A 16376-nucleotide genomic window follows, 5' to 3' on the forward strand; every position below is an offset into this window, starting at 1 on the left:
CTCCATCTTGTTAGCTGCTTGTTTAGTATACGACTTTAGGATGGATTTGATACAAAAACGTCTTGACGTTTATATTGGCTTCATTTCAAATCGAGAGCCATAATACGGTGGATTTTCTGTGGCTACGTTAGCGAATAGTTTAGGTAAATAAATATGACATATTGTTTAGCGATAAGTGTGGATGACGGCCTAGTTTTCGCGTCTGATTCTCGTACCAATGCAGGGGTAGATTACGTCGCGACGTACAGTAAAATGAGTCGCTTTGTATTTGATGATAATCGCGTGTTGGTTTTACTTACCTCCGGTAGCTTGGCCACTTCTCAAGCCGTTGTTAATGCAATTAAACGAGACTTGGACGATCCTGAGTCTGAGTTTGATATTAGCCAAGGAAAATATTTGCATGAGGTCGCTCAGTACATTGGAAAATTGAGCCAGCATGAACAGCAAATACATGGTGAGGCGTTTGAAAAATCAAATAGCAGTAACGAATCTAGCTTCATACTAGGCGGTCAAATAAAGGGACAGCCTTGCGAGATTTACCTTATTTACCCGCAAGGAAATTTTATTTCTGCGTCCGCTGAAACGCCGTATCTTCAAATTGGTGAGAGCAAATATGGTAAGCCGATTTTGGATAGGATCATCAGTGCAGATATCTCTTTATCAGATGCTGCGCGCTGTGCGGTCATATCCCTTGATTCGACCATGCGCAGCAACGTGTCAGTGGGGCCGCCAATAGAACTTACATTGCACAAGCGAGATATATTTCAACCACCTGAACATTTGGTTTTAAGTGCTACCAGCGATGATTATCAATCGATTCAAGCCCAGTGGAACAACGGTATAAAATCAGCCTTTAATCAGTTACCAAAGCTGGATTGGGACAAATATAATCGCTATTAAGCTTACTGGATATAACCTCATGCACGAAGCGAAGTTTGTCCAGCGCTGTAATAGAAATGACAAACGGGTAAGCATCATCTAAACCCATGCTGCGATTGAGCCCGTTTAACGCTTTCGTTAGCTGGCACCAGTTATCAAATAAATGGGTGAAGCTCGAAGCGATGAAAACCTGATCGTGAATTTCATTTGAAGGGATGGGATTAGCAATTTTAATTCCGGCAAGCGAAAAATCAAAATCGTTGGCGGTTTCTAGTGTGTCTATCATGTGTAAATAATGCGCCCAAGTCTCAGCCCAATCTTCCCATGGGTGCATACTCGCATAAGCGCTGACCCACACATTTTGCCAATTGCTGGATGGTCCGTGCTTGTAATATTTTTGCATCGAATCGACATAACTTGAACGTTCGTCACCGAACAGGCGGCGGAATTCAGTTATCTTGTCACTGTGCGCAATTAACCTGTCCCAATAGTAGTGACCTGATTCATGCCTGAAATGCCCGACGAGCGTGCGATATCGCTCACCCATTTTCTCACGCATATCAATACGTGTGCTATGGTCGGCCTCGTTGATATTGATGGTGATCAGTCCACTGGCGTGTCCAGTGGTGACAAAATTTTTGACCGTAAGCTCATTACCGTATTGGTCTTCAATTTCATCTTGTAAAAACGCAAACCCTAACCCAGTTGGGTTACTTGAGCTCTTACCTTCAATGGGTAAACCCAGCCTGATGACATTATATAATAGGCGTCGCTTAGCTTGCTCCAAGCGAAACCAAAGCGTCAAATTTTCAGGCTCAGCCAAATTCGGGATCACTTCATTCAATCGGCAAGAGATGCAATACTCGTTGTCATCGTCAAAGCTAACCATCCAGTTACACACATTATGGTCTGCGTAATTTTTGCACTTACGATAAAGCTTGCCGTTACATGAAGCTTGTAAGTTGCCATATTGATTGGTGGTAAAGGCGCTCAGTTTTGCTTCATCTGCTATAAAGCCGAGCATTAATCCACAGGAGACGCATTGAGAGTTGGCAAAATGCAAGGTATTGGTGCACTGGCAAGTAAAGGTTTTCAAGCAAACACTCCTGATAATTCACTGCAGATGTGCGGTGATATTCGATTGTAGCAAGCTAGTGTGTTTATCCGAATAACTTACGCACTGAATTTAGCCGTTTATTTTGCAACACGGTGTTAACCCGGTGATAACCGACATATAAAGTCATTGCAGCTTTGTGATGCTGTTAGCTAATTGGGGTATTTGTAGGTATGTCGTTAATGGTGTTTTATAAACTTTCGCAAATAGCGTAAATCCGCGAAATTATGAGAAATTAGCATTGCATGTAACGGCATAAGTTGGTTACCTTGCGCACAAATAGAGCACCTTGAACGCCGATTCGAGGGATAGTTCATCTTCATTTTTGTTATTCATCAGCTTTAAACTGGAGTATTTATGGATCGCCGCGCGGCTACATCAGTCATCTTTGCTGGATTTTTCTTTCTTGGCATGGTGTTCATTCTATGGGGCGTATTGCTACCGGACTTAGCTGAAAGCCTCGCTATGAGCGAAGTCATCAGTGGTGCGTTTTTTACATTGATATCAATTGGTATGATCCTCGGTGCCATTTTAGGCGGTAAGTATGCACAAAAGTTCGACTTTATGTCGTTATTTGCGGTGCTGCTAGTGTGTGTGTTGACGTTGTTGATTGCAATTTCGTTTGTTCAACATTGGATCTGGTTACTCGCGGGGGCCCTTGTGCTGGGTATGTTTGCCTCTAGTTTATTTACCATAGGTCACACTGTAATCGCCCGCCTACATGCTGAGCGCCGCTCGGCAATGATGGGTTTTATGGATTTTATGTTTAGTTTAGGCACGTTGGCAGCGCCATTTTATGTCTCAGGTCTGTACTTGATAGAACATGATTGGCGTTGGCCATTGCGTATTTTAGCCATCGGTTTACTCGTACTAGCGGTTTATACATGGCGCGTGGCACATCAGGGCAAAAAATTAATTGCGCCCGAAGAAGCGAAAAAGAATCGAAAAAGTCTATCTTATGGGGATATTATTCGTCGCCCAGTCTTTATTTTTCTGGCCCTCGCTGCATTTGGCTATGGCATGGTTGAGTTTGGTAACGCCAACTGGTTTGTGAGTTATGCCCAAAATGGTCACGGATTTAGCGGTGAGCAATCTCGGTTAGTATTCGCCTTTTTTACCGCGGGTATGGTGGTAAGTCGCCTTGTATTTGCGCTGTTACTGAAGTGGTTAACCTCACACAGATTGATGCTGATTTTGGCTACAATCATGGTTGCTGGTAGTTTTATGATTAAACTCGCAGTCGATCCTGTTGTGATGTCGTGGGGCAATTTCATGCTGGGACTAGGTTTAGGCGGTTTATTTCCGCTAATGCTCTCAGCGGCGATGGATGTGGACAGCGACAAAGGGCCGATTATCTCTGGGTTGTGCGTTATTGGTTCATCTATTGGCGTGCAGGTAGCGTCTTTCAGCACAGGCTTGTGGGCCCATTTCGCCCCGTTAACCACTGCTTTTTGGGTCATACCCATCGGAGGTGCTTGGCTTTGGTTCATGACGTGGGCTTATAGCCGCTTTGTTAAACAGCATATTGCCAGTCAGTAGCGTTGAAGCTACACCTATATATGCACCTGCAAAGACATAATCAAGCGCACCTATAAACTCGCTTGGAAGTGAGCACATAGGGTGCCTAAATGTGCATTTATGAGGCGATATTTTTTTGTTGCTTTAACGGTTACGACAGATTTAATTGGCCTGAGCCCCTTACTACAAAGCGGACGGTAATTAATTACCCCATCAATTTTGATAGTGGATGGAATTAGAACCATCAGTCGAGACTGAATTTGCATGATAAGCTAATAAATCCCCTGACCGACAGTTTGCTGCCGCTTTTTTATTGCCTCTCTATTGCTTCTCTATTGTTAGCTGGGTGAGCAGTTGTGATGTTGCGCTGCCCCGAATACCTCCCGACACTGGCATGGTATTTTCAGCGATGGCACTAGAGGCAACCGAAAAATGCGTGTTTCCTGTTAACATTCCATGACTCGGGTCAAAACCTAGCCATCCCGTGCCAGGAATAAACACTTCTACCCAGGCATGTAACTCATATATGGGTTTTTCCATATCAAAATAGAAGTAACCGCTGACAAAACGTGCGGCAATACCGTGATTTCGCAGAATATTGATTTGCATCCAAGTCAAATCGCGGCAAGAGCCTCTCTTCAGTTTAAAGGTTTGATTAGGTGACATTGGTGGACCACTTTCCCGATACTCAACGATAAAGTCTTGATGTATTTGGGTGGTAAGGTTGGTCACAAAGGCGACAGTATTACATTGCGCCGCGTCGAGTATCGTGTTGGCATAATCTAGCAGTTCTTGATTTAGCGCTTGCTTCTGTAATGAAGCAAATAGTATCTGATACTGATGTTCAGAATAGGTAAAAGGTAAGGTATTAAATGAATCTGGGTGGATAATGAAATTGAATGGATTATGGTCTTTTGTTTCAAGATAACTTTCCACATGGATTGTCAGGCGGTTTGTGAGTGTTTCAAACCAGCAGAAGTCTATCGTATTATGTTCTTCGTCTTCAATAATGCTGTGCCCTTGAGGTGCTGATTTTAGGGATATAGAAAAATGGGTAACGTCGATAAATGGGGTTTGTTTCGGGCGAAACCTCAGGTAATGGGGCTCTAAAAATACGTCGCCATCAAATAAATAGGTGGTCTCATGGATTATCTTATAATTCATGTTGCTCTCCCTCGTAATATTAACCACTGGGCGATTTGTTGCCAGATAATAGCATGTATACGAAGTGGTCACGCGTCAATACATTAAACGTCTATTCCTTATTCTTTGGTCAACTGACGATATTTATAAAACGTTGTAGGGTTAAAGCAAACCTAAACAAAACTCTGCTACACTGCGTTTTTTTCATTATCCGGGAATCGTCATGTGGACTTGCCCTGCCTGTCAGTCGCCTTTACTTTCATCTGAACGCACCTATAAGTGCGCTGCTGGGCACACTTATGATGTGGCAAAAGAAGGTTACGTTAATTTACTGCTCGCTCATCATAAGAACAGTAAAGAGCCTGGTGACAACAAACAGATGGTCAATGCTAGACGCTCCTTTTTGGAGCAAGGGTATTACCAACCACTGGCCACTAGAATGGCTGAATTGTTAAGTGAGTATGTTCGTTCACAGCAGCATAATGACGAAGCCGCGGCAAGCTCAAATGTATTCGATGCAGGCTGTGGTGAAGGTTACTATTTGCATCGTATTCTAACGTCAATCAATGAGCAGTCCCAGAGCTCTAAAGTCATTGGCGCTGGTTTAGACATTTCAAAAATTGCAGTGCAAAAGGCTGCTAAAAAGTACCCTGAGAGCGAATTTTGCGTTGCTAGCAGCTTTGCTATTCCTGTACCCAATGCAAGTCAGCAAGGCGTTATCCAAGTGTTTGCGCCGAGTAGCGAGCAAGAAATTTTGCGTATTTTGGATAAAGCCGGGATCTGGTTACAAGTGAACCCGGCCCCTGAACACTTAGCTGAGCTAAAAGCCTGTGTATATGCGGCACCTGCTGAACATAAACCGTCACCTCCCGTACCACTGGGATTCGAATTGGCGCATGAGGAAACATTGGCGTTTGATTTTGAGCTAGCAGAGCCTGAGATGCGAATGAACTTGCTAATGATGACACCCTATTATTGGTCTACATCGGTGGAAAACACGCAGCGAATCAAAGAGCTACTGACTCACGTCAGTGCGCATTTCTCATTACGATTGTTGCGTAAAGTTGATTAGCGGGCACAAAAAAGCCTGCAGAAGCAGGCTTTTCGATCCTTCGATATTCAAATTTAACGTGGCGCGGCAAAACTGCTGAGACGTTTAATTGCTTGGCTGAGTAAGCGTGTATCAGCATCATCCGGTAATTCTTTAGCAGTCAATAAGTTATACACCTTACTGTTACCGTTACTAGAGACTTCGATACGCTTATCATCTTGCATCACGATAACCATACGCTCTTGGGTGGTTACTAACCAGTCACGCCCTGGCTTGCTTAAGTCCCGCCCGGTGCTGTAATTTTGCGTTGGGGCGTTACAACCTAACAAATTCAGTATGGTAGGCGCTAAATCCTCACTGCTGGCAAAGTTGGCGAAAAGCGTGTTAGTGCTATACAGAGCATACTCACCAGCTTCGGTTTTGTTCACAACTAATACTTGGTAATCCTGCATAACTTGCGAGGTAGCGAGTATGTCACTGAGTTGCTCATTGCTTACAAAACCTATGGCAAGGTTCGTCTTGGCGGAGGTAACGCCTTGCTCAAAATCAGACCACTGCTGGCTGAATTTCTGTGCTTGTTTACCAGCTTCAAGTTTATTCGCAAAAATACCGACCTGTAATCCTAAAGCGGCAGGTAACTCCAGCAAAATAGGCGTTTTATTGCTAAGCGCTGAATGATATAGCTCAGGTAGGCCAAAGAGGTAACTGCGCTGGCTGTCGCTTGCTGATGATTGGTCAGCGTATAGTGGAATGCTATGGGCTATGGTTGTTTCAAGCGTGCGCGCCTGTGTTTCCGAATTGACTAATAATAACACTTTCTTCTGTGCAGACACGGAGCAATACAAAGGCGATAAAGGGTAACTAATCTGGCTGATCCGATCATCGAATTGTAGCTCAAGACGTTGCTCGTAATTGTCTCTGTCCAGCAGGTCATAACGAGACATCAAGGTTTTCGCTGTCGCAGGGTAAGACAACGGAAATAAATCATCTTGCTGCACAATAGGGTGATACAAGTTCGCGTCCGCCCAAATATGAAGAGCATGGCTAGATACAAAACAAACCACAAAAAAGCTGCTGATTGGCAAGGCCAGTTTACGTTTTTGCAGGCGCGCAACACGCTTCCAAAGCGCATTCGCGATGACTAATTGAGCAGACAACCAGAATATAAAGATGAGAAAGAAAAATGCCCACCTCTGCCAACCAAACAACGACATACTGGTGTTGGCCTCACTTCTTAGCATTTCAGCGGTTGAAAAACTCAGATGCACACCGTATTTGTTATACAGCAATGCATCGAACCCGAGCATGGCTAGGGCCACGGCGGCTAAAACAGCGCTAACGACTTTGACCGTTCGCGCGTTAGGTACTAGATAGCACAAGGGTAATATCAGAATGATGAAGCCGAAGAAAGTCAGAAAGCCTATGTGACTGACCCAGTTAGTCAGTAAATAGGTGATCCCCAATGGCGTTTCAGGGGCGGGTGAGCTAAAAATATAAACACTGGCAATCGCGATGGCCAGGATCATATTTGAAAGCGCAAACCAATGGCCCCAAGTAACTAACTGCGTGACTAATTTACGTCTAGGCGTTTCTGTTAAAATCATGAATTTATCTATTTAGCATTGATACTTTTTAAAAGTACTTGTGTAAACTTATCAGCCATTTCACTTCGCTGACTTTCGTTGACCTGTTGCATAAAAATATTAGTGATGACATTACCCAACGCCATCAATGATAAATCTCGACTGGCTTGATGCTTTTCCAGTGCGATGATGATGTCGTGCATAACGTTTTCGAATTGGGTATCCGAATATTTAGAATTTTGAGGCATGTTTTTTCTCTCAATAGTGATGGCGAGATAGTAACAATGGTCTGCTCAAAATGCGAGTAATGCGCACTGTAGGCAGATAAATAGTCGGCGAAAAGGGCGTTAGTTGTCTAGTTATTCGTCCAACAAGATCCATTTTAGGTTTGTGCTGTAACAGCGCAAACCGTTAACACAAGTAAAGGAGCCAACGTGAGCGCACTCATTCGTCACTTTGTAGTACATCAATTAGCGATAAATGATCAGCAACAACTGACACTTGTTCCACGCAACAGCTGTTTTTCAGTTACCCCCGAGATTAAAGATCTCGCCCAGCAGATTAACCATGCGTTTAATACAAAGCCGGGTAAAGGGGTGGGCGGGTTCGTTGAGCAAGGCGCAGAGTCAGCCCAAGATGAAGATGGTGAAGAGCTACCGGTGAGTCAGTTCCAAGACAAACTGACTGCCATGCTTAGCGATCCTGAACAGTTTGTTGATTTCAGTATTCAGAGCAGCGAGATGCTGAAAAAGACCATGGCAGACATGGCAAGCATTGAAACGGGATTTGTGGTGTTCAGCCATTATGAATTTTTGGCCACTGAATATTTGATGATCGCGATATTGAACACCAAGCAGCACGTGGAAATTAACCGTGAGTTAGAACTAAGCAGCAGCGATCACTTAGATTTAGCCAAAATGCAACTTGCGGTACGTATTGATATTACTCAGCTTTCAACTACGCCTGAGCAGAATCGCTATATCAGCTTTATTAAAGGCAGAATGGGTCGCAAGGTATCTGACTTCTTCATGCACTTTTTGGGCTGCGAAGAATTGGTCGATATCAAGCAGCAGAATAAGCAATTACTCAGCTCAGTTGATGATTATTTGGCGTCAGAACAAATGGATGCCAGTGAGAAACAAGCAACCCGTAAAACTGTTTCTGAGTATTACAAAGAAAAGCTCGATGCAGGCGAGGATATTCAGCTAAAAGAGTTGGCGGATAAACTACCTAAAGAGCCTGAAGGCGAAGACTTCTATCAATTCGTAGCGAATAGTGAAACGCCTATTGAAGAAAACTTTCAAGCAGACCGTAGCGCTTTGAAAACCTTGGCAAAATTTAGTGGTCAAGGTGGTGGGATAAGCTTGAGTTTTGAGCGTAATTTGTACGGTGAACGGGTGCATTATGACGCAGGGTCTGACACGCTGATGATCAAGGGCATTCCGCCGAATTTGAAAGATCAGTTGCTCAAGGCTCAAAAGTAACGGTGATATAGCGAAAAAAGCGCACCAGTCTGTTGATTCAGGCTGGTGTAAACACATGATAAAGTTTCATACCCGCGATATACTGCGCTCGTAATATACTAACCATTGCCCCAAAAATTATGCTCTCAACAAAGGTATTCAGTCTGTTTTATGCAATTATTCGTTAACGATTTAACCGTTATGGATTTCTCGTATTTGTGCCCCAAGCGCGGCATGGTGGGAGAAAGTTGGATAGTCGACGTCGTATTAGACGGCGATTTGAATGAAGAGAGCATGGTGCTCGACTTCTCTAAGGTTAAAAAGCAGCTCAAGCATTTGATCGATGAGTATGTCGACCATAAATTGCTGATCCCCGTTGAACATGAATACAGCCATATATGGCGGGATGAAAAGAACGACAGAGTAAGCGTGGACTTTATGCGCCCAGAAGGTCGCTCTATCCATCTTAATTGCCCCTCTGAGGCGTATGCTTTCGTGTACTCTAAGCATGTGACCATGTCATCGGTTAGCCAGTATTTAAAGCAGGTGATCGCAACGCATTTACCTGACAATGTGGCAGGACTAGAGCTAAACCTGCGCGCTGAAGTGATCAATACCCCCTACTACCACTACACCCATGGTTTAAAAAAGCACGACGGCAACTGTCAGCGTATCGCCCATGGGCATCGCTCGAAAATTACCATTGTTGAAAACCAACATGAAAGCCTAGAGTGGCAGCAGTATTGGGCCGAGCGCTGGTGCGATATTTATGTGGGCTCTAACGAAGATCTAGTGAGCGCTGATAAGGTGAACTTCGTAAAAAACCAAACGGATTTCACGGGACATTATTTGTTTGGCTACGAATCGTCACAGGGGTGGTTTGAATTGGCCATTCCCAAGGCTGAAACAGAAATGGTTGACACAGATACCACAGTAGAGTGCCTAGCGCAGTACATCGCTGACGAACAAAAGCGCTTAGTACCTGAGAGCGAATTTAAAATATTTGCTTTTGAAGGTGTCGGCAAAGGTGCTATCGCTTATGCATAAACTTATTTTTGGGGCGTTTATCAATTTACTGTTTATGGTTGGAGCCCACGCTGAGATGCTCGAGCTGCGAGGAGAGCTAACCCAAGGCAGTTTGCTAAGAGGCAGCGTGCCAGCGGGCAGTGAAATTTGGCTTGATGACAAGTCTATCTTAGTGGGCAATGGTGGCAAATTTGCTTTTGGTTTTAGCAGAGATGATACGTTGGAACATCAACTAACATGGCGTGACCCTGAAGGTAAAAAGCACGAAAAGCGCATCACGTTAACCTCGCGAGAATACGACATTCAGCGTATTGAAGGCCTGCCCAGTAAAATGGTCTCTCCTCCACAAGAGGTGCTAGATAAAATCCGTCAAGATAATGTGCAAGTGGCTGCAGCTCGCGCACGTCGTGATGAGCGCACCGACTTCGCTCAAGATTTTGTATGGCCGGCAGAAGGCCCGATAAGTGGTGTTTACGGTAGCCAGCGCGTATTGAATGGTCAGCCTAAACGCCCTCACTATGGTGTGGATGTCGCAGCGCCTACAGGTACTCCTGTTTATGCGCCGGCTGATGGTGTGGTCACGCTATTTGTCCCTGATATGTATTACTCCGGGGGCACTATGATTATCGATCATGGGCTTGGTGTGTCATCTACGTTCTTGCACTTAAGTAAGGGATTAGCTAAAGCGGGCGATGAAGTGAAGCAAGGTCAATTGGTTGCTGAAATTGGTGCCACAGGACGTGTGACTGGTGCGCACTTAGATTGGCGGATGAATTGGATGAATGTACGAATCGACCCCGCTTTATTAGTGCCTAAGCGATAATCCCCCAAAGTCGTTAGGCGCACCATGTTGAATATTGGCGTTTTAGCACAAATATAACGCTGGCTCAGATACTCAATGCGTTTCAGAGAATTTACCCTCAAGCTCTTGAGGGTTTGAGCGATAACCTAGTTAATCAATCATTTTACTATCTGCCGTTTTACGAACGATATTTATTGGTGAGCTAGGCTTGCAGGAAACTCAATCAGCACAACATAATCAAACGGTCAATAAGGCTTCTCAGGATCTTGAATTCGGCGGGTCGCTTAATCGCGCGTCGAACCAAGGAGCGAAATTTGCCCTGTTGTTATCGATGCTGCAACAAGACGTATTAGCTCGCCCTCGCATTGGTCCCACAAGCGAATCTGTTACGCAGCATGCTTATGACGTCCAATCTGATTACCCCGAAGCCCCATTGCAAGCAATTGCCCAAGACTGGCCTTTAGCGGATACAACCTCGCAAATACTGCACAGCGATGGTATTCGCAGTGCTCAGCTATGGTTAGCAATGCACCCACAACCTTTATCATTGCACAATGATGCTTTTCATATTGATGAAGATATTTTCGAGAATTGCGATATACATACCCAAAGCCGCTATGCACAACACTTTGCTCATAGCCAAGAAGCGGAGGGGTTCAATGGATCGCCAAATGAAATTAAAGTGGATGAAACCGGTATCTTTGATTTGCTGGAAGAAATAGGCCTGCAAATGCAGGCCTGATAAACGCTAAATCAACCTAAACGTTCGGAATAAGCTAATGGAGTTTAGCCGTCTTGATTAATCTTCCGGGTGATTTCTTGCAATACTGCTTCGGCTTGCTCGGTGGCAATTTGACAGGTACCGGCATTCTCATGACCGCCGCCCCCGTGTTTCAAACACACTTCACCAATATTAGTATTAGACGACTTATTCAGAATCGATTTACCAATAGCAAGCACCACATTCTGTTTCTGAAAGCCCCACATTTTATGAATAGAGATATTGCATTGTGGGAACAAGGCATAAATCATAAAACGATTGGTGGCATAAATAGGATCTTCGTCTTTTAAATCTAAAATCACCAAGTTGTCTTTGATTGTCGCGCAGCGTTTAATTTGTTCAACCGCTAACGGGCGGTGCTCTTGATAGATTTTGATCCGTTCTTGTACGTCGGGAAGTTGAATAATTTCATCTACGCTGAGATCTAAACAGCAATCGATAAGCTTCATCATCAAATTGTAGTTTGAGATAGTAAACTCACGGAAACGGCCTAACCCAGTGCGTGCGTCCATCAAGAAATTCATTAAATCCCAACCTTGTGGGTCGAGTACTTCTTGCTGGTTAAAGTTGGCTGAATCCCCTTTATCAACCGCGTCCATTAGCTCGTCAGAGATTTTAGGGAATTTACTTTTACCGCCATAATAGTCGTATACCACTCGCGCGGCAGAAGGGGCGGATGGGTCGATAACGTGATTATCGTGCGCTTTGTTACGCATGGTTTCACTGTGATGATGGTCGAAGCACATATGACAGCCTTCGACATAAGGCAAGTTGGTTAAAATGTCTTGCGGCCCTACCTCAATTTTTCCGTCTTGCATGTCTTTAGGATGAACAAACTTAATGTCGTCAATCATGTTCATGTTCTTAAGCAAAGCTGCACAGACTAAGCCGTCGAAGTCGCTGCGGGTGATAAGTCGAAAAGTACTGTTTGACATAATGCTCTCTTGGTTGTGAATTGAAACTTGAACGTTTTTAGTGCTCTGAATATGAAAAATCAGACTAACTATTATCGCCGAGTGTTAATTGAGTCTAAAACGTAACAAAGTATTATTCAAAAACTAAATCTCTGATAAGTATTGATATTTAGTCTAAGGACGACGTGACTAGTTATATTTTTGAGTAAAAATAATACCGCGTACAGCGTAAGGTATAAGACACACAGGGAAAAAAGAAATTTTTATTTTTATCTTCATTAAACTTTTTGCCTGTATTTGGCGACTAACCTAATGACAGCGTAGTGAACTGTCGTATTATCCCTGGGCCGCTTCATGTTTCATGTTGCGGCTTTTTAATGGGCGTCACAATGGCGCAGCAAGGTTAAAACCCTTAGACGAGGGCATAAGGTTGGCAAAAATAATATCCTTGTCCGTAATCCACACCGAGCTTCTTTAGTGCTTCCATCGTTTTTTTATCTTCAACAAATTCAGCGATAACGTCCTGCTTTGCCGCTTTAGCAATATCACAAATAGATTTAACCGCTGTGTAATCAAGAGGGTTTTCCATCATGCTGGCAACGAAAGAGCCGTCGATTTTAATTTTTTCGGTGGGAAGCTCCTTTATGTAGCTATAAGAAGAGTGTTCGCTGCCGAAATCATCCAGTGCAAAACTGCACCCAAGCGTCTTGATGTTATCCATAAACAATCTTGCCCGTTTAACGTTAGTTATTGCGACCGTTTCGGTTATTTCAAAACATATTTTGGTCGCTGGGATAAGCCCGGTGTGTACCTTAGTAATAATAAACTGCTCTAACTCTACGTCATTCATTGAGTGACCTGACAGATTAATTGAAATCATTTGGATACTGTCGAGCTGCTTTTTGTTATCTGCGTAATGCTTGAATACAGCGTTAATCACCCAGCGATCTATCTTGCTGGTAAGGCGGTAACGCTCGGCAATGGGGAAAAAACTTGCGGGACTAATAATGATGTCATCTGGTCCCTTCATGCGCAGCAATATCTCAAAGTGCTGATCCGGCTGAGTATGTTGAAGCGATATAATATCTTGCCTATATAGGACAAAGAGATCGTTTTTAAGGGCGTTATTGATTTGATGTACGGATATTATGTCTTGACGCTTGTTGACGCCCGTTTCATTGCTCACATCATATAAATGCACCGTATTACGCCCAGCATTTTTTGCTAACCCGCAAGCCACGTCAGCTGAATTAAGCAGCTCAGTGGTCGTACTACCATGTACTTTAGGTGCCACGCCAATACTGGCACTGAGGTGGAAGGTTTCACCTTCCCAATGATATGTTAAGCCTCGAATATTCTCTTTTATATTTTTGGCGATTTGCAATGCGTTATCAAAAGGACAGTCTTTAATTAAAATTGAAAACTCATCGCCTCCTAAGCGAGCCACTACGTCGTTGCTTCTCACATTGGCTTTTAAAATACGCGCGACCTTGACCAGAATTTCGTCCCCAGCAGCATGACCACAGGTATCATTGATCGTCTTAAAGTAATCTAGGTCTATAAAACACAAAAAGTAGCTAAGCCTTCTGTCACCCATTATCTCATGGAGATTGCGCTCAAACGCCCTTCGGTTTTGTAGCTCAGTCAGTGGGTCGTGAGATGCTTGATGAAACAGCGTCTCGGTTAAATGCTTAAAGTCGTTGCTCAGCTCTAAAATTTCTGTTGGTGCCTTTTTAGAGGCTTCAAAATCATGACCTGAAAGGGCGCGGTGCGATGAATAAACTAGGCCGTTCAATGGCTTACAGATCCGATTGTTAGCCCACCACCAAAGACCGACTATTAACATAAAAAAGCCAATACGCGTCATCCAGCTTACTTCGACCATGCGCTGTTTTTCGTTTTCTAACTTTACTGCCTCTAGCTTAATAAGTTCGGTGGTTTTTTGGGTTAAAAACTGAATGTTGCGAGATAGAGTCAAACTGACGGGATCATATTGATTGAGCAATTTACTCAAGCTCAGTTGTAAATTGCTCGGCGGGAGATCTGAAACAATATCAAGTGTACCGATAATATTTTTAACCGAAGATCGAGATTCGTATATCTTAGAGGTGAGCTCAGGAAAACGCACATCGGATTGCATTACCTCTAGCTCATCTACGAGATACTGTCCCATGTTTTTAGCGCCGAATATAAGGTAGGTATTGCCGGAGCCAATCACTAAATCACAGGACACTAAAAACTGGGAGGCGGTGCTTTCAATTCGCTGTAAATCTTTCTCCCAAAGTAGGCTTTTACTATGCTCTTCCGCTAGGGCCTGTACATTGTTAAAACGATAAGCGAGCACCTGCTCTAATACATATGCACCCAGTAAGCAGGCGCAAACAAGTAAAGCTAAGTAACTGCGTATTCTCATTAACTTCCTTAGTCTCGCTGAGTGATATTCTGGATTTCGTGCTGCCAACTAATATCGGTAATAGCCAGGGTTTTTAACGCTGAATGCAAGGTCAGAAGAGCTAAATTAGGGGCGATAGGGAAGGCCGCTTCACCGGTAGCAGACAAGGCGTTTCCATCCTCACTAAGTAAGCCCTTTAGTTCAGAAAAGTTTTTGCCTTTCAACGCCTTAGAAATGCTTGCTACAACGGAGTCATTGCATTGTGGGCTTCGGCAACGCTGAAAATAAAACCCTTTTACACTTCTATCTAGATTCATTCCCCAAGCAATTTCCACCAATCCCCATTTTGCCCATTCAGAACGGGCCTGTAAGAATCCCTGAGGCGTTTCGCCGTTATAAACGACGTACAAGGTGTGCTTGGCCACTTCACTTTGATGTATTGTAAAGGGCAGTAATTGCTTAAGTTGCTCTCGGTCTTCGTGTGTCACATCGGTGACCACAGAGCGAAATTGATTATCTTCATCAAACAAAGTTTGAATGGCTGAAATAGGATCTCGTAACGAACAAAAAGCCGCGTTGGCGGTGGGTACAGCTAAGGCTAAAACGAGCAAGCCTAAGCGAATGGTGGGGGCGATGAAACGTGGGTATTTGTTCTTCATTATAATCTATACCTTACTTGCAGGCTTAAATCTGGCGCTGTCTCAATTGTAGACGCTGAATTAAGATCATGTTTAAACTGAGCACTTAAATCAAACCCATCGTCATTTTGCCATCTCAGTCCGAATATCCAATAGCTGGCAAAGTCGTTCCTTTGTTCCACGTCAATATCTTGATAAACCAACTGAAGGTAACTTTTCCAATGCTCTTGAGGGCTCATCCAAGCGATCTCGGCAAAGCTGTGACTTGTGTCATTGCCTTGTGTTTCACCCAAGGATGATTCAAGCATAAACTGCCACTGGTAATAGAAGTACGATACGTCAAAGCCATATCTTTCTCGCTCTACCACGCCATTTCTTGTAAGTACGTCACCTTTGAACCAAGAAATACCAGTGATCAGGTTACGATGGCTCGGTGAACCAATCCGACCTGAAAATACATGAGGGTTGTCAGTGCTCTTTATCTCGTTCCCTGAGCCCCGCGTAAGGGCCACTTCATATTCTAGGTAGGGTAAAATGCCGTTAAGAGAAATACCCCAATCTGCTTTTATGCCACGATCACTGGCCGTCAATTGTCTTAAAGTGCCATTGGTGTCTTCGGCATACTCTAAACCATAAGGTATTTCAAAGTGACCTAGACGAATATTGAATTTACCTTGCGCTAAAGCGGTGTAGTTAAAATTTGCAATTCGCCAGGTCAGTTCAGTGTCATCACCATCATCAAACGTAAATGGGGGGCGAGCTACATTACTGATTTTCACTAAGTAAGGCTGAAAGGTAAGGGTGCCGATATCGTGAGAGTCATCGCTAAATACTTTATGAAAATCCAATCCCAATGCATAGGTTTGTGCATTTTTTTCGGTGTCAGTATTGCGACTGCCCCGCGCGGAAGCGTCGATTGTCCAGCGGCTTGAATCAATCCATGAGCCGGATGTTTGGGATGCGGCTTGAACGAAAAAAGAGATTAGATAAGCACCTATCGCCAGAATGAAATAATTAAGTGCAAGGGTGAATCTCATGAACAGCAGCGTTCCTTAATTTACTTTATGTATCA

Annotated in this window: 15 protein-coding genes; 7 read left to right on the top strand and 8 right to left on the bottom strand. The window is 43.8% G+C overall.

Annotated features, from left to right (window positions below; translation table 11 throughout):
* The first annotated feature begins 153 nt into the window (after nt 1-153).
* Complete coding sequence (locus GMES_RS19025) at nt 154-900, top strand: proteasome-type protease (protein ID WP_006994428.1); 747 nt, start codon at nt 154-156, stop codon at nt 898-900.
* On the opposite strand, the gene GMES_RS19030 is transcribed toward GMES_RS19025, so the two are convergent.
* Nucleotides 854-1975, bottom strand: a complete 1122-nt coding sequence (locus GMES_RS19030; RefSeq protein WP_006994429.1) for a zinc-binding metallopeptidase family protein — start codon at nt 1973-1975, stop codon at nt 854-856. The two genes, GMES_RS19025 and GMES_RS19030, sit on opposite strands and share 47 nt — an antisense overlap.
* A gap of 375 nt (nt 1976-2350) precedes the next feature.
* Here GMES_RS19030 and GMES_RS19035 point away from each other — a divergent pair, with 375 nt between their 5' ends.
* Complete coding sequence (locus tag GMES_RS19035) at nt 2351-3532, top strand: MFS transporter (protein WP_006994430.1); 1182 nt, start codon at nt 2351-2353, stop codon at nt 3530-3532.
* A 300-nt stretch (nt 3533-3832) separates the two neighbouring features.
* Here GMES_RS19035 and GMES_RS19040 read toward each other — a convergent pair whose 3' ends face one another.
* Nucleotides 3833-4675, bottom strand: a complete 843-nt coding sequence (locus tag GMES_RS19040; protein ID WP_006994431.1) for a transglutaminase family protein — start codon at nt 4673-4675, stop codon at nt 3833-3835.
* Nucleotides 4676-4877: 202 nt separating this feature from the next.
* Between GMES_RS19040 and GMES_RS19045 the strand changes: the two genes are divergently transcribed.
* A complete protein-coding gene (locus tag GMES_RS19045; protein ID WP_006994432.1) occupies nt 4878-5726 on the top strand; it encodes a putative RNA methyltransferase in 849 nt (282 codons plus the stop codon).
* Between the two features lie 53 nt (nt 5727-5779).
* Here the strand turns inward: GMES_RS19045 and GMES_RS19050 are convergent, their stop codons facing one another.
* Nucleotides 5780-7309, bottom strand: coding sequence for a DUF3413 domain-containing protein (locus tag GMES_RS19050; protein ID WP_006994433.1), 1530 nt, complete (start codon nt 7307-7309; stop codon nt 5780-5782).
* Nucleotides 7310-7317: 8 nt separating this feature from the next.
* Complete coding sequence (locus tag GMES_RS19055; protein ID WP_006994434.1) at nt 7318-7536, bottom strand: YejL family protein; 219 nt, start codon at nt 7534-7536, stop codon at nt 7318-7320.
* Nucleotides 7537-7722: 186 nt separating this feature from the next.
* Between GMES_RS19055 and yejK the strand changes: the two genes are divergently transcribed.
* From yejK to GMES_RS19075, 4 genes are all read left to right on the top strand, one after another.
* Nucleotides 7723-8772: a nucleoid-associated protein YejK gene (gene yejK, locus GMES_RS19060; RefSeq protein ID WP_006994435.1), complete on the top strand. Its 1050-nt coding sequence runs from the start codon at nt 7723-7725 to the stop codon at nt 8770-8772.
* A 150-nt stretch (nt 8773-8922) separates the two neighbouring features.
* Entirely contained in the window at nt 8923-9798 is an 876-nt protein-coding gene (locus GMES_RS19065; protein ID WP_006994436.1) for a 6-carboxytetrahydropterin synthase, read from the top strand.
* Nucleotides 9791-10600, top strand: coding sequence for a M23 family metallopeptidase (locus GMES_RS19070; protein ID WP_006994437.1), 810 nt, complete (start codon nt 9791-9793; stop codon nt 10598-10600). Before GMES_RS19065 ends, GMES_RS19070 begins: the two co-directional genes overlap by 8 nt.
* Nucleotides 10601-10787: 187 nt before the next feature.
* Complete coding sequence (locus tag GMES_RS19075; protein ID WP_006994438.1) at nt 10788-11321, top strand: VC2046/SO_2500 family protein; 534 nt, start codon at nt 10788-10790, stop codon at nt 11319-11321.
* A 44-nt stretch (nt 11322-11365) separates the two neighbouring features.
* On the opposite strand, the gene GMES_RS19080 is transcribed toward GMES_RS19075, so the two are convergent.
* From GMES_RS19080 to GMES_RS19095, 4 genes are all read right to left on the bottom strand, one after another.
* Nucleotides 11366-12295, bottom strand: a complete 930-nt coding sequence (locus GMES_RS19080; protein ID WP_006994439.1) for an exopolyphosphatase-related protein — start codon at nt 12293-12295, stop codon at nt 11366-11368.
* A 391-nt stretch (nt 12296-12686) separates the two neighbouring features.
* Nucleotides 12687-14687, bottom strand: a complete 2001-nt coding sequence (locus tag GMES_RS19085; RefSeq protein ID WP_006994440.1) for a putative bifunctional diguanylate cyclase/phosphodiesterase — start codon at nt 14685-14687, stop codon at nt 12687-12689.
* An 8-nt stretch (nt 14688-14695) separates the two neighbouring features.
* Nucleotides 14696-15325: a hypothetical protein gene (locus GMES_RS19090; RefSeq protein ID WP_006994441.1), complete on the bottom strand. Its 630-nt coding sequence runs from the start codon at nt 15323-15325 to the stop codon at nt 14696-14698.
* Nucleotides 15325-16341, bottom strand: a complete 1017-nt coding sequence (locus GMES_RS19095) for a putative porin (protein WP_006994442.1) — start codon at nt 16339-16341, stop codon at nt 15325-15327. Before GMES_RS19095 ends, GMES_RS19090 begins: the two co-directional genes overlap by 1 nt.
* Nucleotides 16342-16376: the final 35 nt, after the last annotated feature.

Origin of the sequence: Paraglaciecola mesophila KMM 241 (genome assembly GCF_000315015.1) — a bacterium.
Taxonomy (GTDB): Bacteria; Pseudomonadota; Gammaproteobacteria; order Enterobacterales; family Alteromonadaceae; genus Paraglaciecola; species Paraglaciecola mesophila.